This window comes from Streptomyces sp. PL-29, from assembly GCF_058344425.1.
Genome location: NZ_CP136996.1, coordinates 5,799,307 through 5,821,119 on the forward strand (window position 1 = coordinate 5,799,307; position 21,813 = coordinate 5,821,119).

Below are 21,813 nucleotides of genomic sequence, written 5' to 3' on the forward strand. Positions count from 1 at the left end.
TGCTTCGTACGAAAAGTGCGTGAGGTGCCTGGCTGATCGCCCGGACTTCGTCCCCCTACTGGGCGGCGCGGGCCTCGGCCGGCAGCCAGGCGAAGGAGGCGGCGGCGTCCTCGGCCTTGTACTCAAGCCCCACGTAGCCCTCGTATCCGGCCTTCTTCAGCTGGTCGAGCAGCTCTTCCAGGGGCAGCTCGCCGGTGCCCGGAGCCCCCCGTCCCGGCTTGTCCGCGATCTGGACGTGCCCGGTCTTGGCGGCGTACTTTTCGATGACCTCGGAGAGATCCTCATCGTTCATCGCCAGGTGGTAAAGGTCGAGCAGGAACTTGGCGTTGCCGAGGCCGGTGGCCTGGTTCACCTTGTCCACCACTTCGATGCCGGCCGGGGCGCTCACCAGCGGGTAGAGCGGCGACTCGGGCTTGTTGAGGGTCTCGATCAGGAGGATCGCGCCCACGCGGTCCGCGGCCTGCGCCGCCACGACCAGGTTCTTCAGGGCCAGCTCGTCCTGGGCGGCCGGGTCCACGCCTTCGACGCGGTTGCCGTACAGGGCGTTGAGCGCCTTGCAGCCGACCGAGGCGGCGAAGTCCGCCGCGACGTTGATGTTGGCGTTGAAGCGGTCGGACTCCTCACCGGGTACCGAGACCGCGCCGCGGTCCGGGCCCGGCAGGCGGCCGGCGTAGAAGTTCAGGCCCACCAGCTGGGTGCCGGCGTCCTCAAGGGCCTTCTTGAGGGCGTCGAGCTCCTCCTGAGCGGGGGTGGGGGTCTCGATCCAGGGCCACCACAGCTCGACCGCCGTGAAGCCCGCCGCGGCGGCGGCCGCGGGGCGCTCCAGAAGCGGGAGTTCCGTGAAGAGGATCGACAGGTTCACATCGAAGCGCTGGTCCGTGTATCCCATGAGGGGTGTGCGCTCCTTCCGTATTGCGGAAGTTATTTTCTGCTTGATGGAAGACTGCATGGGGTTCCGCGCGGATGTCAAGTGCGGACTGCCGAAAAATCGAGACGGCGCGGTAGCTTGAGCCGCGTGCGATTGAGAGTGGAGTTCACGACCGAGCCCTTCGATCTCGAAGAGGCCCCCGACCACGCCGTGGCGGCCCGCGAGGTCATCCAGAAGGCCCAGCTGGAGGCGGTGGACGTCGGCCCCTTCGGCAACACCGCGGAGGGTGAGGCCGACCGGGTGCTGTCCGCCGTGAGCGCGCTGCTGCGCGACTCCCTGGGGGCCGGGGCCACCCGCGTCACCCTCCAGGTCAACGTGATCGGCGAGGAGGCGTCATGACCGAGCCCCGTGACCACCCCTTCGTCACGGCGGTCAAGCCGCTCGTGGACGCCATGGGCGGCGAGCTCATGGATCCGGCGCAGGCCACGCCCGACGACGTCGTGCTCACCTGGGAGGGCCGGGAGCTGCTCGCCGTGCGCCTGCCGCAGCTCTCGGACTCGCTGGACCACATCCTGGCCGCGCTGGAACGCCGGCACGGCATGCCGCTGTCCCAGCTCGACCGGAAGTCCAAGCAGGACGTCGTCCGGATACTGGAGGCGCGCGGCGCCTTCTCCGTGCGGCACGGCGTGGAGACGGTCGCGGGCGCGCTGGGCGTCAGCCGCTTCACGGTCTACAACTACTTGAACAGGGAAAATCCCAGTAAGAACACCCAGGCGTGAGCGGATTACGACTCACGGTGACGAGCCGCCGCCCCATTCACCCGGGCGGCGGCTTTTGTGTACGGGAAGTTTCAACAAAGTGTTGACGCCGTGTTGCGGAGGGCGTTAGCTATGCGCAGCCCGTCAAAGCAACAACAGGCCACGGAGGCCTACCGTGACTTCGAGTCCGACCCCGGGTCTCACCCGGATCAACACCTTGGACGACAGGGCGGCCTCGGCCGAGCTGCACGAGGTGTGCGCCAGCTCGGCGTGGGGGAGCAAGATGCTCGCCCAGCGCCCCTTCGCCACCGCCGAGTCCCTGTTCGCCGCGAACGAGGCCGCCATGGCGGAGCTCACCGCGGAGGACCTGGCCGAAGCGATGGGAGGCCACGCGCCGATCGGCCGGCCGAAGCCGGGAGACCCGACCTCCGCCCGCGAACAGCGGGGCATGGCCGGCGCCTCCGAGGAGCTCAGGAACGAGCTCCTCGAACTGAACCTGGCCTACCAGGAGAAGTTCGGCCACGTCTTCCTCATCTGCGCCACCGGTGCGACCGGTGAGTTCATGCGGGACGCAGTCAAGGTCCGGATCGACAACTCGCCGGAGCAGGAGCGGGACATCGCCCGCGGCGAGCTCGTCAAGATCAACAAGATCCGCCTGACCCGCCTCGTAGAAGGAGAGTGAGTCCGACCATGAGCACCGAGACCACCGCGTCCGTGTCCACGCACATCCTGGACACCAGCATCGGCAGGCCCGCCGAGGGCGTCGCCATCTCCCTGTCGGCCCGTACCGGACCGGGCGGCGAGTGGGTGGCCCTGGGCGGATCCGCCACCGATGCGGACGGGCGCTGCAAGGACCTGCCGGCACTGCCGGAGGGCACCACCCACGTACGTCTCGACTTCGAGACCGAGACGTACTTCGCAAAGAAGCAAGCCGAGGCGCAGCAGGACGCCCCCCGCGTAAGGGACAGCGCTACGTTCTTCCCCGAGGTCACCATCACGTTCGCGGTGAACCCGGGCGAGCACTACCACGTACCGCTGCTGCTCAACCCGTTCGGCTACTCCGTTTACCGAGGGAGCTAGCATGGCCACGATTCTGGGCCAGAACCAGTACGGCAAAGCAGAGAACCGCGTCGTCAAGATCACGCGGGACGGCGACACGCACCACATCAAGGACCTGAACGTCTCGGTCGCCCTCTCCGGCGACATGGACGACGTCCACTACTCCGGCTCGAACGCCAACGTCCTGCCGACGGACACCACCAAGAACACGGTGTATGCGTTCGCCAAGGAGTACGGCATCGAGTCCGCCGAGCAGTTCGGCATCCACCTGGCCCGCTGGTTCGTGGGCAGCCAGGAGCCGATCCAGCGCGCGCGCATCCGGATCGAGGAGTACGCCTGGGAGCGGATCGCCACGTCCGACGCGAACTCCAAGTTCATCGGCGCCGACGAGGTCAAGCACTCCTTCGTCCGCCAGGGCCAGGAGACCCGCGTCACCCAGATCACCTACGACGGCCAGAACTGGGAGGTCATCTCCGGTCTCAAGGACCTGGTCGTCATGAACTCCACGAACTCCGAGTTCTGGGGCTACGTGAAGGACAAGTACACGACCCTGCAGGAGGCGTACGACCGCATCCTGGCCACCCAGGTGTCGGGCCGCTGGCGCTTCAACTGGTCGGACGACGAGCAGCGGATGCCCAACTGGGAGAAGTCCTATGCCGAGACCCGCAAGCACATGCTGCAGGCCTTCGCCGAGACCTACTCCCTCTCGCTGCAGCAGACCCTCTACCAGATGGGTTCGCGGATCATCAACCACCGTTCGGAGATCGACGAGGTCCGCTTCTCGCTCCCGAACAAGCACCACTTCCTCGTCGACCTGGAGCCCTTCGGCCTCAAGAACGACAACGAGGTGTACTTCGCCGCGGACCGTCCGTACGGTCTGATCGAGGCCACGATCCTGCGGGACGGCGCCGACGCGCGCATTCCGGTGGACATGACCAACCTCTAAGAGCGCGGCACGCGCGTCCCGGGGCTCTCCGCAGTGGCCCCGGGACCGTGCGACACGACCCAACTTCCTGAATCGGCACCCGGACGCACCCCACGGGCCGGCAGTACTGTCAGCTGCCAAGGCCCCGGCTCCGGCACTCAAATCCCCTGGGTCCTGCCGTGCCCGCACCGCCACTGAAAGCACGAGGAAGTCCCATGGCAGCATCGGCAGCCCATGACAGCGCCGCCCCGCGCATCGTCATCGAGAACTGTGCGATCGCGACCGTCGACGCCCATGACACCGAGTACGCCTCGGGCCACGTCGTCGTCGCCGGCAACAAGATCGAATTCATCGGTGCGGGCAAGGCCCCCGAGAACCTCGAAAACGTGGTCCGCCGGATCGACGGCACCGGGCACCTCGTGACCCCCGGTCTGGTCAACACGCACCACCACTTCTACCAGTGGATCACGCGCGGCCTGGCCACCGACCACAACCTCTTCAACTGGCTCGTCGCGCTGTACCCGACGTGGGCGCGCATCGACGAGCAGATGACGTACACGGCCGCGCAGGGCTCCCTCGCCGCGATGGCCAAGGGCGGTGTCACCACCGCCATGGACCACCACTACGTCTTCCCCAAGGGCTCCGGCGACCTGTCCGGCTCGATCATCCGGGCCGCGTCCGAGATGGGCGTCCGCTTCACCCTCGCCCGCGGTTCGATGGACCGCAGCGAGAAGGACGGCGGCCTGCCGCCGGACCACGCCGTCGAGACCCTCGAAGGTGCGCTGGCCGACACCGAGGCGACCGTCAAGAAGTTCCACGACGCGTCCTTCGACTCGATGACCCAGGTCGCCGTCGCCCCCTGCTCCCCCTTCTCGGTCTCCACCGAGCTGCTCAAGCAGGGCGCCGAGCTCGCCCGCCGCCTCGGTGTGCGCATGCACACGCACGGCAGCGAGACCGTCGAGGAGGAGAAGTTCTGCCACGAGCTCTTCGGCATGGGCCCGACCGACTACTTCGAGTCGACCGGCTGGCTCGGCGAGGACGTGTGGATGGCGCACAGCGTCCACATGAACGACTCCGACATCGCCGCCTTCGCCCGCACCAAGACCGGTGTCGCGCACTGCCCTTCCTCCAACGCGCGTCTGGCCGCCGGCATCGCCCGGGTCCCCGACATGCTCGCGGCCGGCGTCCCGGTGGGCCTCGGCGTGGACGGCACCGCCTCCAACGAGTCCGGCGAGCTGCACACCGAGCTGCGCAACGCGCTGCTGATCAACCGCCTGAACCCGGTCCACCGCGAGCGCGCCCTGAACGCGCGCCAGGCCCTGCGCCTGGGCACCTACGGCGGCGCCCAGGTCCTCGGCCGCGCCGACAACATCGGTTCGCTGGAGGTCGGCAAGTGCGCCGACCTGGTCCTGTGGAACCTGAACACCTTCCTGCACTCCTCGATCGCCGACCCGGTGACCGCTCTGGTCTTCGGTGCGGCCGCCCCGGTGACGGCCTCGTTCGTCAACGGCAAGCAGATCGTGGAGAACAACCGGCTGCTCTTCGCCGACGAGGACGCCATCGCGGTGTCCACGCGGGAAGAGGCCCAGCGCCTCGCGCGGATCGCGCAGGCCTGATCCCCCGGAGTCCGGCCGGGGGGGACGGCCCCCGGCCGGCCGCCGCGGACCCGAGCGGGGTCCGCGGGCAGCCGTTCCCGGGTGGCGCCCGAGGAGATCCGAAGGCGCCCCCGGGAGCGGTGACTCGTGCCACCAGCGCCACGGGCGCACCGCGGGAGCGGCGATTGGGCGAATCGTTTCCGCGCCCCTTGGGGCAAGAAGTAGATCCACCGGCTCCACCCACAACTCCATCAACGCGCTCGACTCGCACCGCTTTCGCACCACCTCCATGACACCCACGTCCCTGCCGACGTGTTACCCGACCGGAGGAAGCCGTGGCCCAACCGCCCAGGTTCCGCAAAGACGCAGTCGCAGTACCGGAGGAGAAGCACCCGGTCGACGAGACCCTGCCTCCTCTGAAGATGTTCACCAGCGGCCTCCAGCACGTGGCCGCCATGTACGCGGGTGTCGTGGCCCCGCCCATGATCGTCGGCCCCGCGGTCGGACTCTCCGCCACCGAGACCGCCTTCCTGATGGGCGCCTCGCTCTTCACCGCCGGACTCGCCACCCTCCTGCAGACCCTCGGGTTCTGGAAGGTCGGCGCCAGGCTCCCCTTCGTCAACGGCGTCTCCTTCGCCGGTGTGACCCCGATGATCGCCATAGGGAAGGGGGAGGGTGCCGATGCCCTGCCCGTCATCTTCGGCGCGATCATCGTCGCCGGGGTGGTCGGCTTCCTCGCCGCCCCCTACTTCGGCAAGCTCGTCCGCTTCTTCCCGCCCGTCGTCACGGGCACCGTCATCACCCTGATCGGCGTCTCGCTCCTGCCCGTGGCCTTCAACTGGTCACAGGGCGGCAACCGGACCGCCACCGACTACGGCTCGATGAAGAACATCGGCATGGCCGCCGTCACCCTGGTGATCGTCCTGCTCATGCGCAAGTTCCTGCGCGGATTCCTCCAGCAGATCTCCATCCTGCTCGGCCTGGTCGCGGGGACCCTGATCGCCCTTCCGCTGGGGATGACCAGCTTCGACGCCGTCAAGAACGCCTCGGTGGTCGGCTTCCCCACTCCGTTCCACTTCGGTGCCCCGCAGTTCCAGGTGGCCGCGATCGTCTCGATGTGCATCGTCATGCTCGTCTGCATGACCGAGTCCACCGCCGACATCCTCGCCCTGGGCAAGATCGTCGGCCGGCCGGCGGACGAGAGGACCATCGCAGGAGGCCTGCGCGCCGACACCCTCGGCAGCGCGATCAGCCCGCTCTTCAACGGCTTCATGTGCAGCGCCTTCGCCCAGAACATCGGCCTGGTCGCCATGACCAGGGTGCGCAGCCGGTTCGTCGTCGCCGCCGGCGGCGGCATCCTGATCCTGCTGGGCCTGTGTCCCATGGCGGCCTCGGTGATCGGAGTGGTCCCGCTGCCCGTCCTCGGCGGCGCCGGCATCGTCCTCTTCGGTTCGGTGGCCGCCAGCGGCATCCAGACCCTGGCCGGAGCGGCCATGGAGAAGGGCGAGAACGCCCTGATCGTCGCCGCATCCGTCGGCATCGGCCTGATCCCGATCGCCGCGCCGGAGTTCTACCACGCCTTCCCGAAGGACCTGCTGGTCGTCCTCGACTCCGGCATCAGCACCGGCTGCGTGGTGGCGATCGTGCTGAACCTGGCCTTCAACCACCTCGGCGCCAGGAAGGGCGCGGCCTCGGGGGCCGCACCCGAACCGGTGCCGGTCCACTGACCGGTCGCAGGAAGCACGGCGGTGCGCTCGCCACCCACTGCGGGTGTGGCGAGCGCACCGCCGCGTCCGGTACGGGCGAACCGCCGTGCGCCCGTACGAACGGTGGCCGCGCGCCTGCCGGGGCGTGTGTCGAAAGGAGCGCCGTCCGCCCGAAGGGCGGGCCCCGCGGCGTCTGGTGCCTGCGATCGCAAGGCGGAGGGTCGTCCTCGTACGGGGCGTACGTGGGCGACCCCGACACGCGGCGAGCGCGCGTGCCAGGCGTCGCGGGCCAGGCGGGACTTTCGAAACAGCTAGGGCGCCGCGGTCAGGAACATTCCGGTGTGGTCACTCCCCGCGGTGTTCTTGCAGCTGGAGGCGGAGGAGGCGGGCTGCGCCACGGCCAGGGCCAGGCACCGGCCGGCGGCCAGCTGGCCGTAGTAGTTGGGGTGCATGGACTCCTGGATCAGGCCCTGCGACTCGTTGTTGTCGATCCAGCGCGCCCACTCGCTCGTCCTGCCCGAGGCCGGGACCGTGGAGGTGACCTGCTTGCTCGCCTTCGCGCACACCTCGCGTCCCTGGAGCATGTCCCGCAGGTCCAGGAACTGCACGCCCTTGGCGGCGGCGACGCCCTTGAGACGGCCGGCGATCTGCGGCACGAGCGAGTCGCGCGCCCAGTCCGAGTCCCGGTTCCAGAAGGGGCAGCCGCCCGTGTTGAGGCGGCTCCAGTCGCTCTGGGTGTAGCGATTCTCCGCACCCCGCGGGATCGGCGACGGGTAGGACTGGAGGACGATCCGGTAGGAGGAGTCGGCGTACCCGGCCGTGCGCATCACGGCACGGATCTCGTCGACGGCCTTGCCGACGTTCGCCATGACGCCGTCGATCTTCTGGTCGACGGCGTACTGCTGGTCGTCGTAGCAGTACGAGTACCAGATGACGAAGTCGAGGGCGCAGTTCTTGATGATGTCGGCGAAGCCCAGGTCGTTGCCTCCGACGGACAGGGCGATGGCCTTGACATCGTGGCTCGCGGCCACGGCGGCCAGCTGGTCGGCCTGCGGGGCCTCGCCCTTGTAGGGGACGCCGCCGTTGGAGGCGCGGAACACGTTCTGCGAGACGGCCCCGGAACAGGCGAGGTTCACGGCGACGGCGGCGATCGCTCCGGCGCTGCGCACCTCGGCCGAGTCGGACCGGTGGCAGCCTCCGGCCGTGGTGCCGTATACCTTCGAGGGGTCGTAGCTGCTGCCGCTGACCCAGCCGCGGTCCGTGCCGTTGCGGCTGCCGGTGTTGGTCAGGCTGTTGCCCTTCCATCGCCCGGCCTCGCCGGAGATGTAGCTGTCGCCCATGGACACCACGGCCGTGGGACCGTTCCCGGGGGCGGCCCCGGCGGTCCCGGCGCCGCCGGCCAGCAGCGCGCCGGTGGCGAGCGGCACGGTGACGGCGGCACAGACCAGTCGTCGCAACCGACGGGGGATCCGGTCCTTGCTGACGTTGCGGAATCCGATCACTGCGGAACTCCTGCGTTCGGCCACGCCGAAGCGGGCGACGTCGCGTCGCCGTTTCGTGTGGCTGGGAAGTGGGGGTACCGCCGGCCGGTGGCACCGGAAAGGTGACACGGACCCGGTTGTTACCGCTAGGTACAGGCAAGTTACGAACGAGTAACAACCGATCGGTCGTTCGGTCCCGTGTGCTCTTCCGGCGGGGCCCGGCCCCCGTGCGGCATGGCCCGGGTGCCCCTCCCGGCAGGGCGGCGGACACGGCTCCGCCCCCGCTGCCGTGGGCGGCGGGGGCGGAGCCGTGGGGTGGGGCCGGGCGGTGCGTTCCGGTCGGATCCGGGGTGTCAGCCGACCAGCTGGTCGTAGGCCGGGAGCGTGAGGAAGTCCGCGTAGTCGGCGTCGAGGGAGACCGTGAGGAAGAGGTCGTGGGCCTGCTGCCACTTGCCGGCCGCGAAGGCCTCCTCGCCGACCTCGGTGCGCAGGGCGGCGAGTTCGGCGGCCGCCAGCTCGCGGGTCAGCTCGGCCGTGGCGGTCTTGCCGTTCTCGAAGACGACTCCCGCGTTGATCCACTGCCAGATCTGCGAGCGGGAGATCTCGGCGGTGGCCGCGTCCTCCATCAGGCCGAAGATCCCGACGGCGCCGAGGCCGCGCAGCCAGGCCTCGATGTAGCGGATGCCGACCTGGACGGCGTTGCGCAGGCCCTCGTACGTCGGCTTCGCGTCCAGCGAGTCGATCGCGATGAGCTCGCCCGGGGCCACCGAGACGTCCTCGCGCAGCCGGTCCTTCTGGTTGGGCTTGTCGCCGAGCACGGCGTCGAAGGAGGCCATGGCGATCGGGACCAGGTCGGGGTGGGCGACCCAGGAGCCGTCGAAGCCGTCGCCCGCCTCGCGGTCCTTGTCGGCCTTGACCTTCGCGAAGGCGATCGTGTTGGCCTCGGCGTCCTTGCGGGACGGGATGAAGGCCGCCATGCCGCCGATGGCGTGCGCGCCGCGCTTGTGGCAGGTGCGGACGAGCAGTTCGGTGTAGGCCCGCATGAACGGGGCCGTCATCGTCACCGCGTTGCGGTCCGGCAGGACGAACTTCTCGCCGCCGTCGCGGAAGTTCTTCACGATGGAGAAGAGGTAGTCCCAGCGGCCCGCGTTCAGGCCCGCTGCGTGGTCGCGCAGCTCGTAGAGGATCTCGTCCATCTCGTACGCGGCGGTGATCGTCTCGATCAGGACGGTGGCGCGGACGGTGCCCTGCGGGATGCCGACGTAGTCCTGGGCGAAGACGAAGATGTCGTTCCAGAGGCGGGCCTCCAGGTGCGACTCCGTCTTGGGCAGGTAGAAGTACGGACCCTTGCCCAGGTCGATCAGGCGCTTGGCGTTGTGGAAGAAGTACAGGCCGAAGTCGACGAGGGAGCCGGAGGCCGGGCCGCCCTCGAACTGCAGGTGGCGCTCCTCCAGGTGCCAGCCGCGCGGCCGCATGACGACGGTCGCGAGTTCGGCGGCGGGCTTGAGCGCGTAGGCCTTGCCCGTGCGGGGGTCGGTGAAGTCGATGCGGCGCTCGTACGCGTCGATCAGGTTGAGCTGGCCGAGGACGACGTTCTCCCAGGTGGGAGCCGAGGCGTCCTCGAAGTCGGCGAGCCAGACCCTGGCGCCCGAGTTCAGGGCGTTGATGGTCATCTTGCGGTCCGTCGGACCGGTGATCTCCACGCGGCGGTCGTTGAGCGCGGCCGGGGCCGGCGCCACCTTCCAGTCGCCCTCGCGGACCTGTGCGGTGTCCGGGAGGAAGTCGAGGGTGGAGGTCCGGGCGATCTCGGCGCGGCGCTCGCCGCGGCGGGCGAGGAGCTCGGCGCGGCGGGGGGCGAACCGTCGGTGGAGCTCGGCCACGAACGCGAGGGCCGCTCCGGTGAGGACTTCGTCCTGCCGCGGCAGGGGCTCGGCATCGACGATGGCCAGCGGGGACGGCGCTGGTGCGGACATAACTGTCACTCCTTCAGCGGCGGTGCCTGGCGGCCGCGGGGAATGCTCGCGCGAGACGGCACGCAGTGCCGTCGGGTGTGGAGAGCTCCGACATACGGTCGCGGGCGCCGTCTGTGGGTTCAGGGCGCTTCTGACCAGTGGATAGTAATTTCCTCATGGTGGAAGTTCAATGGTTTGTTGATGTCGAGATTCTCTGAGTCGACAGATTCCCCCCGCCGGTGGCCCTCAGTGCCACTGTCGTCACGCGGTGCTCAGAGGAGTCGCGCCAGGTCGGGCGGCGTGTCGATGTCGAAGGCCTCCGCGACGTCGGAGCACTCCACCAGTACGAGCTCTCCGGCGTGGCGCGCCAGATGGGTCCGGGCGCCCTTGTCGCCCGTGGCCGTCGCCGCGATGTCCGCCCAGCGCTCCGCGCCGAACAGCACGGGGTGCCCGCGCTCCCCGTCGTACGCCGCGGCCGCCAGGCTCGCGGGGGAGCGGTAGGCCTCCCGCACCCGGGCGACCGCCGCCGGGCCGATGCCCGGCTGGTCCACCAGCGAGACCAGGGCCGCACCGGCGTCCGTACCGGCCAGGGAGGCCAGGCCCACCCGCAAGGAGGAACCCATGCCCTCCGCCCAGTCCGGGTTGTCCACGACCACGCAGCCGGACAGGTCGGCCCGCTCGCGGACCTCGGCCGCCGACGCTCCGAGGACCACGTGCACCGGGCCGCAGCCCGCCTCCCGCAGCACCCGTACGGCGTTCTCCACCAGCGGACGGCCACGGTAGGGCAGCAGGGCCTTCGGGCGGCCGCCGAGCCGGCGGCCGCCGCCGGCTGCCAGGAGCAGACCCGCGATCACGGGTGCATCGGAGTGCGTAGTGGCTGACATGCCACCGATTCTCGCTCCTGTACGCGTTCCCGGGGGACGCCGCGCGAAGGCGCGCCGCGCAGCGGTCGGCGCGGCCCCGAGCCGCGCCGGAGCTGGACCCGCTGCTCGGCGCAGGCCGCCGGGGCGTGGGCGTCGCGCCGGGTCGGCATCCCGGATTCCCCTTGCCCCATCAGAGGCCAATGCCGCGATTCTGGACCTCGATCGGTCCGGCTGTCAGAGCCAATCAGGGGAGGTTGGCACGGTGAACAGGCGAGTGGCTCGGACGGCTGACAGAACCATCGCCAGCCGACAGCTCGCAGCGCTGCTCCCCGCCGACGTACGCGCCCGCCCCGGCTACCGGTCACTCGCCGAAGCCGTCCGCACGCTGATCCTCGACGGCCGCATCGCCCTGCACGTGCGCCTGCCCGCCGAACGCGAACTCGCCGAAGCCGTCGGCGCCAGCCGCGCCACCGTCACCGGCGCCTACGACCTGCTCCGCGAGAGCGGCTACGTCCGCAGCCGGCGCGGCGCCGGCACCTGGACCGAGCTCCCCGACGGCCACGGCCCCGTCGGAGCCCACGCCCTCGTCGGCGCCGGCGGCCACGACGCCGACGGCGGCACCGGCATCGACCTGGCCATCGCCGCCATGGGCGCCCCCGAAGGCGCCCTCGCCGACGCCCTCGCACAGGCCGCCCTGCTGCTGCCCGAGGCCGCCCGCACCCCCGGCTACCACCCCTACGGCCTGCCCGACCTCCGCACGGCCGTCGCCGAACGCTTCACCCGGCGCGGCCTGCCCACCCGCCCCGAGCAGATCCTCATCACCTCCGGTGCCCAGCATGCCTTCACCCTGGTCACAGCCCTGCTCTGCCAGGCAGGAGACCGGGTCGTCACGGAGAACCCCACCTACGCCAACGCCCTGGACGCGCTGCGCCGAGCCCGGCTGCGCACCGCGCCCATCGCCGTCTCCGACACCGGCTGGGACATGGAGATCGCCGAGTCCACGCTGCACCAGACCGTGCCGAGGCTGGCCTACGTGATCCCCGACTTCCACAACCCGACGGGCGCGCTCATGCCCGAGGAGCAGCGGCTGCGGCTGCTCGCGGCGACCCGGCGCACCGGCACCTGGCTGGTGGTCGACGAGACCATGGCCGAGATCGCCCTGGACGTGCCCGCCCCCGCGCCCCTGGCCTCGCTGGCGCCGCGCGGCGGCACGGATCACGTGGTGACCATCGGATCGCTCAGCAAGACCCACTGGGGCGGCCTGCGCGTCGGCTGGGTCCGAGCCGCCGCGAAGATGATCACCGAGCTGACGGCCGCGCGGGTCTCCGCCGACATGACCGGCTCGGTCCTCGACCAGCTCGTCGCGCTCCACCTGCTGGACGGCATGGACCGTACCCTGCCCGCCCGGCTCGACCTGCTGCGCGATCGGCGCGCGGCCCTGACGGACTCGCTCCGGCAGCACACCCCGGGATGGTCCTGGCGGATCCCGCCCGGCGGCCTCTCGCTCTGGGTCGACCTCGGCGAGCCGGTCAGCTCGGCCCTGGCCGAACGGGCCGCGGCCGCCGGCGTGCACATCACCCGCGGCGCCCGCTTCGGCGTCGACCCGGGCACCTTCGAACACCGCCTCCGCATCCCGTACACCCTCCCCGCCGACCGCCTGGACGAGGCCGTGCGCCGCCTTGCGGCGGCCTTCCACGACGGGGTTCCGCTCCGCTCGCCGGTGGACCGCCCGCACTGGGTGGCATAGGGCCGCCTCCGGCGGATCGGCCGGGCCGCGGGGCAGCCCCCGGCTAGGGAGTGCGGATCAGACGGCGGGTGGCGGCCGCCGCGACCGCCGCCGTGCGCGATTCGACGCCGAGCTTCGCGTAGACGTGGACCAGGTGCGACTTGACCGTGGCCTGGCTGAGGAACAGCTGCTTGGAGATCTGCTGGTTTGAGAGGCCGTCCGCCACGAGCTGGAGCACCTCCAGCTCCCGTTTCGTCAACGCCTCCGCGGGCGTGCGCATCCGGTCCATCAGGCGCAGCGCCACCGCCGGGGCGAGCGCCGACTGGCCCGCGGCGGCCGTGCGCACCGCCGCCGCCAGCTCCTCCGGCGGGGCGTCCTTGAGCAGGTAGCCGGAGGCTCCCGCCTCCACTGCCGCCAGGATGTCCGCGTCCGTGTCGTAGGTCGTCAGCACCAGCACCCGGGGGGCGCCCGGACGGGCCGTGATCAGGGCCGTCGCCTCGGAGCCGTGCATGCCCGGCCCGAACTGGAGGTCCATCAGCACCACGTCCACCGGTTCCCGGGCGGCCAGCTCCACCGCCCGCTCGGCGGTGGCCGCCTCGGCCACCACCGCGAAGTCCGCCTCGGTGTCCAGCACCGCGCGCAGGCCCGCCCGGACCACGGGGTGGTCGTCGGCGAGCAGGAGACGGATGGTCACAGGGCCTCCACGCGGTCCGAGTGGTGCAGATGGTCCAGGGGCAGGGGCAGGGTGACGGCCACGGCGGTGCCCTGCTCCGGGGCCGACTCCACCGTGAAGAGCCCGCCCAGCGTCTCGGCGCGCGAGCGCATGGCGGGCAGTCCGAAGCCGCCGTCACCCGAGCCGGAGGCGGCCGAGGACGGGTCGAAGCCCTGCCCGTCGTCGACGATGTCCAGGGTCACCGAGGCGTCCATGAAGGTCAGCGTGATCTCCGCACGCCCGGCCCGGGCGTGCCGCACCACGTTGGCCAGCGCCGACTGGGCGATCCGCAGCAGCGCCACCTCGTACGGGGTCGGCAGCACCCGCGGCCGGCCGCTCAGCGAGAACCGCACCCGCAGCCCCGGCACCCCCGAGCACAGCCGCTCCAGCGCCGCGGCGAGCGAGCCGTGCTCCAGGTCCGGCGGCGTGAGGGCGCGTACGAAGCGGCGCGCCTCGGCGAGGTTGTCCTGGGCCGCCTCGCGAGCCTGCGCGATGTGCGGCCGGGCCGCGGCGCCCTCCGGCAGCGCCCGCTCGGCCGCCCGCAGCAGCAGCTGGATGGAGGACAGTCCCTGGGCGAGGGTGTCGTGGATCTCCCGGGCCAGGCGCTCCCGCTCGGCCAGGATCCCGGCGCTTCGCTCGGCGGCGGCCAGCTCGGCCCGGGTCGTGATGAGCTCCTCGATCAGCTCCCGGCGGCGTTCGCTCTCCCGGTACAGCGCCTGGTAGCCCAGTACGGTCGCCACCGCCACGGCACCGCCCAGCAGCGGCCCCAGGAAGGCCCCGGGGGTCGCCACGCTGCTGTGCGCGAGGAAGCCGCCGATGGCTGCGCAGGCGGTCACCGCGACGGCCGCGACCCCCCAGCGCAGACGCAGCAGGTGGAGCTCCAGGAAGTACAGCGGGAAGGCGATCCACAGCCCGTCGGGGGAGACCGCCAGCAGGCCCGCCCAGGCCGCCCCGAGCCCGGCCAGCCACAGCGCCCCGGCCCGCGGCGAACGGTGCACGGCGGGCGCCCGTACACCGGCCGCGTACACGGAGGCGAGCAGCACGCAGGCGGCGACCACCCAGCCGGTCCGGGGCGCGGAGTCGGCGACGGCGCGGCCGACGGCCAGTGCGAGCAGCCCGAGGAGTAGGGCGTGCAGGCACAGCTTCAGCACCTTCGACACGGGGGTCAGGGCGCGGGCGGGGGCTGGTCCGGCCGGCGGCGCACAGACGGCGGGCGGGACGGGGGGAGCGGCGGAAGTCATGTCCGAACCAGGGTAAGTCGGTCGCGCCCGGCCCAGGTCAACCGAAAGTTCGATGTCCCGATGCGCCCTTCGATACCAGGATCTCTCCTGTGGCGCGATGCCTTGTGCCCACGCGGAGGACCAGGGTGGGGGACATGTTCGTCGCATGGAGAGATCTACGGTTCGCCAAGGGCCGCTTCGCCCTCATGGGCTCGGTCGTGCTGCTGATCACGCTGCTGGTCGGCCTGTTGTCCGGGCTCACCGCCGGCCTGGCCCGGGAAAACGTCTCGGCCATCACCGGCCTGCCCGCCTCACACCTGGCCTTCGCCGCACCCGCCGGGGACCAGAAGGTGTCCTTCACCAACTCCCTGGTGCCCGAGTCGGCCTGGCTGACCTGGCGGGAGCAACCCGGAGTGCGGACGGCCGAGCCCCTCGGCATCCGCACCGCCAACGCCGTCTCGGGTGAGCGCACCGCCGCCGTTTCGGTCTTCGGCGTGGACCCCGCGGGTGGGCTCCCGCCGCGGGACGCCGGTCTCGCGCCGGGCCGGGTGGTCCTCGCGGAGAAGGCGGCGAAGGAGCTCGGCGGCCTGGCCGCCGGCGCCAGGCTCAGGATCGGTACCGTCGAAGTGACCGTGGCCGCCGTCGCCGGCACCGCCGCCTACAGCCACACGCCGGTCGTCTGGATGGACCTGGGCGACTGGCAGCGGATCGGCAACCCCGGTACCTCCGTCGAGACCCTCGCCACCGTCGTCGCGGTCTCCGGCAGCGGCCTGGACCTCGCCGCCGCCGACCGGGCCGCGGACACCCGGGCGCAGACCGTCGACGAAGCGCTGGGCGCCATAGGCTCCTACCAGGCCGAGAACGGTTCGCTCCAGCTGATGCGCGGCTTCCTCTTCGCCATCTCGGCGCTGGTCATCGGCGCCTTCTTCACGGTGTGGACCATCCAGCGCAGCGGCGACATCGCCGTCCTGAAGGCCTTGGGCGCCTCCACCCCCTACCTGCTGCGGGACGCCCTCGGCCAGGCCGTGGTGATGCTCGCCCTCGGCACCGGGCTGGGCACCGCGCTCGCCGCCGGCTTCGGCGCGCTGATCAGCGGCGGAGACGTGCCCTTCGTCCTCGACGCCGCCACGGTGCTCGTCCCCGCCGCGATCATGATCGCGCTCGGTGCGCTGGGCGCGGCCCTGTCCATCCGGCGGATCACCGCCGTCGACCCGCTGACCGCCCTCGGGAGCGCCCGATGACCCTCCTCGTCCACGACGTCACGCTCACCTACCCCGACGGCGAGAGCCGGCTCACCGCCCTCGACGCGGTGGGGCTGGAGGTTCCCGCCGGCACCCTCACGGCGGTGATCGGACCTTCCGGCTCCGGGAAGTCCTCCCTGCTCGCGGTCGCCGCCACCCTCGTCACCCCGGACCGGGGGCGGGTCGTCGTCGCGGGCGAGGACACCACCCGGCTGGGCCCCGCCGAGAAGTCGGCCCTGCGCCGGGAGAAGATCGGCATCGTCTTCCAGCAGCCGAACCTGCTGGCCTCGCTGACGGCCGCCGAGCAGTTGCAGGTCATGGCGCACGTCGCGGGCCGGCCCACGAAGGCCCTGCGCCGCCGCGCGCTGGAGCTGCTGGACGCGGTCGGCCTCGCCGACAAGGCGGACAAGCGTCCCCACCAGCTTTCCGGCGGCCAGCGCCAGCGGATCAACATCGCCCGCGCGCTGATGAACGAGCCCGCCGTGCTGCTGGTCGACGAGCCGACCAGCGCCCTCGACCACGAGCGCGGCGCGGCCGTGCTGGATCTGCTGGTCACCCTGACGCGCGAACGCTCCACCGCCACCGTGCTGGTCACCCACGACCACGCCCACCTGGATCGGATGGACCGTACGGCGACGATGACCGACGGCAGGCTGGCGGTCGGGCACCAGGATCCCGTCGCCGCGCCCTGAGGCGGCGTACGGAGGCGCGTGGGGGCGGCCTCGCACGGTGGTGAGCCCGGATCACCGCCCGCGGGCCCGCGGGCCGGCCCCCGGTCCCATCCGCGTCGGGGTCCCCCGGCCCTGCTCCGCGACCGTCGTACGGGAAGGCCCCGGCCGCCCCTCCGAGAGGGGCGCCGGGGCCTTCCCGTACGACGGTGCGGCGGGGTTACGCCGGGCTCTGGTTGGCCAGCGCCACCGACAGCTCGGCGGCGACGTTCTGGAGGACCGGGACGAAGGCCTCGGTCACGGCCTCGGTGACGCGGCCGGCCGGACCGGAGATGGAGATCGCGGCGGCGGTCGGCGAGTTCGGCACCGACACGGCCAGGCAGCGGACCCCTATCTCCTGCTCGTTGTCGTCGACCGCGTAGCCGACCTTGCGGACCTGCTCCAGCGCCTCCAGGAAGCCCTCGGGCGTGGTGATGGTCTTCTCGGTCGCCGCCGGCATGCCGGTGCGGGCCAGGAGGGCGCGTACCTCGTCGGCGGGGGTGTAGGCGAGGAGGGCCTTGCCCACGCCCGTGGAGTGCGGCAGCACCCGGCGGCCGACCTCGGTGAACATGCGCATCGAGTGCTTGGACGGCACCTGGGCGACGTAGACGATCTCGTCCCCGTCGAGCAGGGCCATGTTCGCCGTCTCGCCGGTCTCCTCGACCAGACGGGCGAGGTAGGGGCGGGCCCAGGTGCCCAGGAGGCGCGACGCGGACTCGCCGAGGCGGATCAGGCGGGGGCCGAGGGAGTACCGTCGATTGGGCTGCTGGCGTACGTACCCGCACGCCACCAGGGTGCGCATCAGGCGGTGGATCGTGGGCAGGGGCAGACCGCTGGCGGCCGACAGCTCGCTGAGGCCGACCTCGCCTCCGGCGTCGGCCATCCGTTCGAGCAGGTCGAAGGCGCGCTCAAGGGACTGGACGCCACCGCTGGCGGCAGGGGTCTTCGAGGAAGCGTCGGTGGTGCTGGCGCTGGACGTCGGCACGGCGCGGTCCTTTCGGTGCTGGCAGGCAAGGGAGCAGCCTACCGGGCGGCCGGCGTCGGCCCCAGTGTCGGGGTCGGGGCCGTCGCCGCCGGTCAGAGATGGTTTGTCCGGGTGGTGGACGCCCTCGGGAAGTTATCCGCCCGGCTTCCGGTGGCGGTAGCTACATTCTGGATAGCGAAATCTTAATTCCATCCTGTGGAAACCTCCAAGTGTGGCCCCGGTGCGTCAGTGGTCCGTCCGGGCGCTCTTGACTGCTCCCGGATCCCCGGGAAGACTCCGTCAACAGAACGTTGAATTTCGCTCTGTGGAAGTAGATGGGGAGGTTCCGGTGGCCGACGTGGCTGTGGAACTGGTACTGCGCTCGACGCGCGTCATCACTCCCGAGGGGACGCGCGCCGCCTCGGTCGCCGTCGCCGGCGGGACGATCGCGGCCGTGCTCGCACACGACGCCGAGGTACCGGCCGGAGCCCGGCTGGAGGACTTCGGTGACGACGTCCTGCTCCCCGGCCTGGTCGACACCCACGTCCACGTGAACGACCCCGGCCGCACCGAGTGGGAGGGCTTCTGGACGGCCACCCGCGCCGCCGCGGCCGGAGGCATCACCACGATCCTCGACATGCCCCTGAACTCCCTCCCGCCGACCACCACGGTCGACAACCTGCGCGTCAAGCAGGAGGTCGCCCGCGCCAAGGCGCACGTGGACGTCGGCTTCTGGGGCGGGGCCCTCCCGGACAACGTCAAGGACCTCGCGCCGCTGCACGACGCCGGCGTCTACGGCTTCAAGTGCTTCCTGTCGCCCTCGGGCGTGGACGAGTTCCCCGAGCTCGACCAGGAGCAGCTGGCCATCTCCCTCGCCGAGATCACCGGTTTCGGCGGCCTGCTCATCGTGCACGCGGAGGACCCGCACCACCTCGACGCCGCCCCCGTCGTCCCGGGCCCCCGGTACGCCGACTTCCTGGCCTCCCGGCCGCGCGACGCCGAGAACACCGCCATCGGCAACCTCATCGCCCAGGCGAAGCGGCTGAACGCACGCGTCCACGTCCTGCACCTGTCGTCCTCGGACGCGCTGCCGCTGATCGCCGCCGCCAAGGCCGAGGGCGTGCGGATCACCGTCGAGTCCTGCCCGCACTACCTCACCCTCACCGCCGAGGAAGTGCCCGACGGCGCCAGCGAGTTCAAGTGCTGCCCGCCCATCCGCGAGGCCGCCAACCAGGACCTCCTGTGGGACGCGCTCGCCGACGGCACCATCGACTGCATCGTCTCCGACCACTCGCCCTCCACCGCGGACCTGAAGACCAGCGACTTCTCCACCGCGTGGGGCGGCATCTCCTCCCTCCAACTGGGCCTGCCCGCCATCTGGACCGAGGCGCGCAGGCGCGGCCGGACCCTGGAAGACGTCGTCCGCTGGATGTCCGCCGCCCCGGCCGCCCTCGCCGGCCTGTCCCGAAAGGGCGCGATCGAAGCCGGCCGCGACGCCGACTTCGCCGTGCTCGCCCCCGAAGAAACGTTCACCGTGGACCCGGCCGCACTCCACCACCGCAACCAGGTCACGGCGTACGCGGGCAAGACCCTGCACGGCGTCGTGAAGTCCACCTGGCTGCGGGGCACGCAGATCGCCGACCACGGCACCCCGACCGAGCCCACGGGCCTCCTCCTCGAAAGGCAGAACTGACAGTGGCGATTCCCTCCTTCACCGGCAACGCGAACCCGTACGGAGGCGGCGACCCGTACGCGGACTACCGCACCGCGGACTTCCCCTTCACCCAGTACGCGAACCTCGCCGCCCGTGAGCTGGGCGCCGGTGTCATCGCCGCCAACGACGAGTTCTTCGCCCAGCGCGAGAACCTGCTGATCTCCGAGGCCGCGCACTTCGACCCCGAGGACTTCGGCCACAAGGGCAAGGTCATGGACGGCTGGGAGACCCGCCGCCGGCGCGGCGTCTCCGCCACCCAGCCCTGGCCGACCCCCGAGGACCACGACTGGGCACTGGTGCGGCTGGGCGCCCCCGGCGTCATCCGCGGCATCGTCGTCGACACCGCCCACTTCCGCGGCAACATGCCGCAGGCCGTCTCCATCGAGGCCACCAACTGGGAGGGCGCCCTCGCGCCGACCCCGGAGGAGCTCCAGGGCGACGACGTGAAGTGGACGACCATCGTCCCCCGCACGGCGGTCGGCGGCCACGCCGCCAACGGCTTCGAGGTCGACGCCGAACAGCGCTTCACCCACCTGCGCGTCAACCAGCACCCCGACGGCGGCATCGCCCGCCTGCGCGTCTACGGCGAGGTCCTGCCCGACCCGAAGTGGCTCGCGGCGCTCGGCTCCTTCGACGTGGTGGCGCTGGAGAACGGCGGCTCCGTGCAGGACGCCTCCAACCGCTTCTACTCCCCGCCGACCAACACCATCAACCCGGGCCGCTCCCGCAAGATGGACGACGGCTGGGAGACCGCCCGCCGCCGCGACAACGGCAACGACTGGATCCGCTACCAGCTCGTCACCGAGTCCGAGATCCGCGCCGTCGAGATCGACACCGCGTACCTCAAGGGCAACTCGGCCGGCTGGGCCTCGCTGTCGGTCAAAACCGGCGAGGAGGGCGAGTGGACGGAGTTCCTGCCGCGGACCCGCCTGCAGCCCGACACCAACCACCGCTTCGTACTGGACACCCCGGCGGTGGGCACCCACGTACGGATCGACATCTTCCCGGACGGCGGCTTCTCCCGCCTGCGCCTGTTCGGCTCCCTGACGGAGGCCGGCGCGGCGGCGCTGACCGCCCGTCACCAGGAGCTGGGTGGCTGACGCCGTACCCGTGACCGCCCCGGGGGCCGACACCCCCGGGGCCGGCACACCGTTCAGGGGCGCACCGGATTTCCGGCGCGCCCCTGAACCGATTCCCCGCCGGTGCGGGGCAGAGCACCAGGGCGGCCACGACTTCCTCGTCCTCGAACGCGCCGGTGGGCCTGAAGCCGAGCTCCGCGTAGAGGCGCGCGGCGGGCGCGTTGCCCGGGTGGTACGAGAGCCGTACCTCCCGGCAGGACGGCACCGCGGCGAGCCGCCCGACCAGGGCGCGCACCGCGGCCCGTCCCACCCCCTGCCCTGCTCGGCAGCGTCGACGATCATGCCGCCGATCCAGTGGGTGCCGCCGTCCTCGTCGTACGCCCACATCACGTGTCCCACGACGGTGTCGCCCGCGCGGATCGCGAGCGAATGCCACACCCCGGGGCCGGCCCGCCCTGGGCGTGCGCGGCCGCGGGCCCGGAGGGGGCTACGCGGCGTGGCCGCCGTCGACCGCGAACTCCGCCCCCGTGACGTAGCCCGCCCCCGGCCCGGCGAGGAACGCCACCACGTCCGCGACCTCCTCGGCCCGCCCGAACCGGCCCAGTGCCGTCATGGCCGCCTGCGGGCCCGCGTACGGCCCGTCGGCCGGGTTCATGTCGGTGTCGACGGGCCCCGGATGCACCACGTTCGCGGTGATCCCGCGTCCGCCGAGTTCCCGGGCCAGAGCCTTGGTCAGTCCGATCGTCGCGGCCTTGCTCATCGCGTACAGCACTCCGCCCGGCCCGGGCACCCGCTGCGCCATGCAGCTGCCGATGGTGATGATCCGTCCGCCCTCCCGCATACACCCGGCGGCGGCCCGGGCCGCGAGGAACGCGCCCCGCACATTGACGCCGAGCACCCGGTCGACGTCGGCCGGTCCGACCTCCTCCATGGGGCCGACCAGCCCCACCCCGGCGTTGTTGACGAGCACGTCGAGCCGCCCGAACCGCCGTACGGTCTCTCCGACCGCGTTCGCGACCTCCGCCGCGTCCCCCGCGTCCGCCCGCAGCGCGACGGCCCGCCGCCCGAGCGCCTCCACCGCCTTGACCACCCCGGCCGCGGCCCCGGCATCGCGGACGTAGGTGATCGCCACGTCCGCTCCCTCCTGCGCCAGCCGCACCGCGACCGCCGCGCCGATGCCCCGGCTCCCCCCGGTCACCAGCGCCACCGTGTTCCCGTCCATGTCCTCTTCCTCCCGCATCAT

20 protein-coding genes and 1 pseudogene are annotated in these 21,813 nt (G+C 71.7%); 12 read left to right on the forward strand and 9 right to left on the reverse strand.

Translation table 11 applies throughout. From position 1 onward, the window contains the following. Positions 1-55: 55 nt before the first annotated feature. Positions 56-889, reverse strand: a complete 834-nt coding sequence (locus R4Z63_RS26575; protein WP_384447277.1) for a TIM barrel protein — start codon at positions 887-889, stop codon at positions 56-58. 126 nt (positions 890-1,015) lie between these two features. On the opposite strand from R4Z63_RS26575, the gene R4Z63_RS26580 reads away from it, so the two are divergent. The 7 genes from R4Z63_RS26580 (at position 1,016) to R4Z63_RS26610 (ending at position 6,932) form a co-directional block, all read left to right on the forward strand. Next, positions 1,016-1,267 (forward strand): YkoF family thiamine-binding protein, encoded by a 252-nt coding sequence (locus R4Z63_RS26580; RefSeq protein WP_078555773.1) that lies wholly within the window; start codon positions 1,016-1,018, stop codon positions 1,265-1,267. Further along, positions 1,264-1,647 (forward strand): helix-turn-helix domain-containing protein, encoded by a 384-nt coding sequence (locus R4Z63_RS26585; protein WP_037915663.1) that lies wholly within the window; start codon positions 1,264-1,266, stop codon positions 1,645-1,647. The genes R4Z63_RS26580 and R4Z63_RS26585 overlap by 4 nt, the downstream gene beginning before the upstream one ends. Before the next feature lie 154 nt (positions 1,648-1,801). Further along, complete coding sequence (uraD, locus tag R4Z63_RS26590; RefSeq protein ID WP_384447279.1) at positions 1,802-2,308, forward strand: 2-oxo-4-hydroxy-4-carboxy-5-ureidoimidazoline decarboxylase; 507 nt, start codon at positions 1,802-1,804, stop codon at positions 2,306-2,308. An 8-nt stretch (positions 2,309-2,316) separates the two neighbouring features. Further along, positions 2,317-2,706, forward strand: a complete 390-nt coding sequence (gene uraH / locus R4Z63_RS26595; RefSeq protein ID WP_037915668.1) for a hydroxyisourate hydrolase — start codon at positions 2,317-2,319, stop codon at positions 2,704-2,706. A gap of 1 nt (position 2,707) precedes the next feature. Next, the gene (gene pucL / locus R4Z63_RS26600) at positions 2,708-3,631 is read left to right on the forward strand and encodes a factor-independent urate hydroxylase (RefSeq protein ID WP_037915670.1); all 924 of its coding nucleotides are present in this window, start codon (positions 2,708-2,710) and stop codon (positions 3,629-3,631) included. Positions 3,632-3,825: 194 nt separating this feature from the next. Then, positions 3,826-5,226 carry an 8-oxoguanine deaminase gene (locus R4Z63_RS26605; RefSeq protein ID WP_384447282.1) on the forward strand — a complete coding sequence of 467 codons (1,401 nt, stop codon included), beginning with the start codon at positions 3,826-3,828 and terminating at the stop codon, positions 5,224-5,226. A gap of 314 nt (positions 5,227-5,540) precedes the next feature. Beyond that, positions 5,541-6,932 (forward strand): nucleobase:cation symporter-2 family protein, encoded by a 1,392-nt coding sequence (locus R4Z63_RS26610; protein ID WP_037915673.1) that lies wholly within the window; start codon positions 5,541-5,543, stop codon positions 6,930-6,932. A 290-nt stretch (positions 6,933-7,222) separates the two neighbouring features. Here the strand turns inward: R4Z63_RS26610 and R4Z63_RS26615 are convergent, their stop codons facing one another. From R4Z63_RS26615 to R4Z63_RS26625, 3 genes are all read right to left on the reverse strand, one after another. Then, entirely contained in the window at positions 7,223-8,413 is a 1,191-nt protein-coding gene (locus R4Z63_RS26615) for an SGNH/GDSL hydrolase family protein (protein ID WP_384447284.1), read from the reverse strand. A gap of 332 nt (positions 8,414-8,745) precedes the next feature. Then, positions 8,746-10,365 carry a malate synthase A gene (gene aceB, locus R4Z63_RS26620; protein WP_037915679.1) on the reverse strand — a complete coding sequence of 540 codons (1,620 nt, stop codon included), beginning with the start codon at positions 10,363-10,365 and terminating at the stop codon, positions 8,746-8,748. Between the two features lie 251 nt (positions 10,366-10,616). Further along, positions 10,617-11,228 (reverse strand): nucleotidyltransferase family protein, encoded by a 612-nt coding sequence (locus tag R4Z63_RS26625; protein WP_172671251.1) that lies wholly within the window; start codon positions 11,226-11,228, stop codon positions 10,617-10,619. 253 nt (positions 11,229-11,481) lie between these two features. On the opposite strand from R4Z63_RS26625, the gene yczR reads away from it, so the two are divergent. Further along, positions 11,482-12,954 (forward strand): MocR-like transcription factor YczR, encoded by a 1,473-nt coding sequence (gene yczR, locus R4Z63_RS26630; protein ID WP_384447287.1) that lies wholly within the window; start codon positions 11,482-11,484, stop codon positions 12,952-12,954. Positions 12,955-12,997: 43 nt separating this feature from the next. On the opposite strand, the gene R4Z63_RS26635 is transcribed toward yczR, so the two are convergent. Both R4Z63_RS26635 and R4Z63_RS26640 read right to left on the reverse strand, forming a co-directional pair. Further along, positions 12,998-13,627 carry a response regulator gene (locus tag R4Z63_RS26635; RefSeq protein WP_037915682.1) on the reverse strand — a complete coding sequence of 210 codons (630 nt, stop codon included), beginning with the start codon at positions 13,625-13,627 and terminating at the stop codon, positions 12,998-13,000. Then, complete coding sequence (locus R4Z63_RS26640; RefSeq protein WP_384447290.1) at positions 13,624-14,886, reverse strand: sensor histidine kinase; 1,263 nt, start codon at positions 14,884-14,886, stop codon at positions 13,624-13,626. The genes R4Z63_RS26635 and R4Z63_RS26640 overlap by 4 nt, the downstream gene beginning before the upstream one ends. 134 nt (positions 14,887-15,020) lie before the next feature. On the opposite strand from R4Z63_RS26640, the gene R4Z63_RS26645 reads away from it, so the two are divergent. Both R4Z63_RS26645 and R4Z63_RS26650 read left to right on the forward strand, forming a co-directional pair. Then, a complete protein-coding gene (locus tag R4Z63_RS26645) occupies positions 15,021-16,106 on the forward strand; it encodes an ABC transporter permease (protein WP_384447292.1) in 1,086 nt (361 codons plus the stop codon). Then, the gene (locus tag R4Z63_RS26650) at positions 16,103-16,798 is read left to right on the forward strand and encodes an ABC transporter ATP-binding protein (protein ID WP_037915686.1); all 696 of its coding nucleotides are present in this window, start codon (positions 16,103-16,105) and stop codon (positions 16,796-16,798) included. The genes R4Z63_RS26645 and R4Z63_RS26650 overlap by 4 nt, the downstream gene beginning before the upstream one ends. A gap of 196 nt (positions 16,799-16,994) precedes the next feature. Here the strand turns inward: R4Z63_RS26650 and R4Z63_RS26655 are convergent, their stop codons facing one another. Continuing rightward, positions 16,995-17,798, reverse strand: coding sequence for an IclR family transcriptional regulator (locus R4Z63_RS26655; RefSeq protein ID WP_037915689.1), 804 nt, complete (start codon positions 17,796-17,798; stop codon positions 16,995-16,997). A 337-nt stretch (positions 17,799-18,135) separates the two neighbouring features. Between R4Z63_RS26655 and allB the strand changes: the two genes are divergently transcribed. Then, the gene (allB, locus tag R4Z63_RS26660) at positions 18,136-19,470 is read left to right on the forward strand and encodes an allantoinase AllB (RefSeq protein WP_370466675.1); all 1,335 of its coding nucleotides are present in this window, start codon (positions 18,136-18,138) and stop codon (positions 19,468-19,470) included. A 2-nt stretch (positions 19,471-19,472) separates the two neighbouring features. Further along, positions 19,473-20,591: an allantoicase gene (gene alc, locus R4Z63_RS26665; protein WP_037915696.1), complete on the forward strand. Its 1,119-nt coding sequence runs from the start codon at positions 19,473-19,475 to the stop codon at positions 20,589-20,591. A 121-nt stretch (positions 20,592-20,712) separates the two neighbouring features. On the opposite strand, the pseudogene R4Z63_RS26670 reads toward alc, so the two are convergent. Then, positions 20,713-21,005, reverse strand: a pseudogene (locus R4Z63_RS26670) (GNAT family N-acetyltransferase); the annotation flags it as partial. Between the two features lie 52 nt (positions 21,006-21,057). Then, positions 21,058-21,792 (reverse strand): SDR family oxidoreductase, encoded by a 735-nt coding sequence (locus tag R4Z63_RS26675; RefSeq protein WP_236647434.1) that lies wholly within the window; start codon positions 21,790-21,792, stop codon positions 21,058-21,060. Positions 21,793-21,813: the final 21 nt, after the last annotated feature.

Excerpts from the sequence above, each read along its gene's own strand:
- R4Z63_RS26675 (WP_236647434.1), bottom strand. The coding sequence starts at position 21,792 with ATGGACGGGAACACGGTGGCGCTGGTGACCGGGGGGAGCCGGGGCATC.
- R4Z63_RS26625 (WP_172671251.1), bottom strand. The coding sequence starts at position 11,228 with ATGTCAGCCACTACGCACTCCGATGCACCCGTGATCGCGGGTCTGCTC.
- R4Z63_RS26640 (WP_384447290.1), bottom strand. The coding sequence starts at position 14,886 with ATGACTTCCGCCGCTCCCCCCGTCCCGCCCGCCGTCTGTGCGCCGCCG.
- uraH (WP_037915668.1), top strand. The coding sequence starts at position 2,317 with ATGAGCACCGAGACCACCGCGTCCGTGTCCACGCACATCCTGGACACC.
- aceB (WP_037915679.1), bottom strand. The coding sequence starts at position 10,365 with ATGTCCGCACCAGCGCCGTCCCCGCTGGCCATCGTCGATGCCGAGCCC.
- R4Z63_RS26575 (WP_384447277.1), bottom strand. The coding sequence starts at position 889 with ATGGGATACACGGACCAGCGCTTCGATGTGAACCTGTCGATCCTCTTC.
- pucL (WP_037915670.1), top strand. The coding sequence starts at position 2,708 with ATGGCCACGATTCTGGGCCAGAACCAGTACGGCAAAGCAGAGAACCGC.
- R4Z63_RS26605 (WP_384447282.1), top strand. The coding sequence starts at position 3,826 with ATGGCAGCATCGGCAGCCCATGACAGCGCCGCCCCGCGCATCGTCATC.
- R4Z63_RS26585 (WP_037915663.1), top strand. The coding sequence starts at position 1,264 with ATGACCGAGCCCCGTGACCACCCCTTCGTCACGGCGGTCAAGCCGCTC.
- R4Z63_RS26650 (WP_037915686.1), top strand. The coding sequence starts at position 16,103 with ATGACCCTCCTCGTCCACGACGTCACGCTCACCTACCCCGACGGCGAG.
- R4Z63_RS26645 (WP_384447292.1), top strand. The coding sequence starts at position 15,021 with ATGTTCGTCGCATGGAGAGATCTACGGTTCGCCAAGGGCCGCTTCGCC.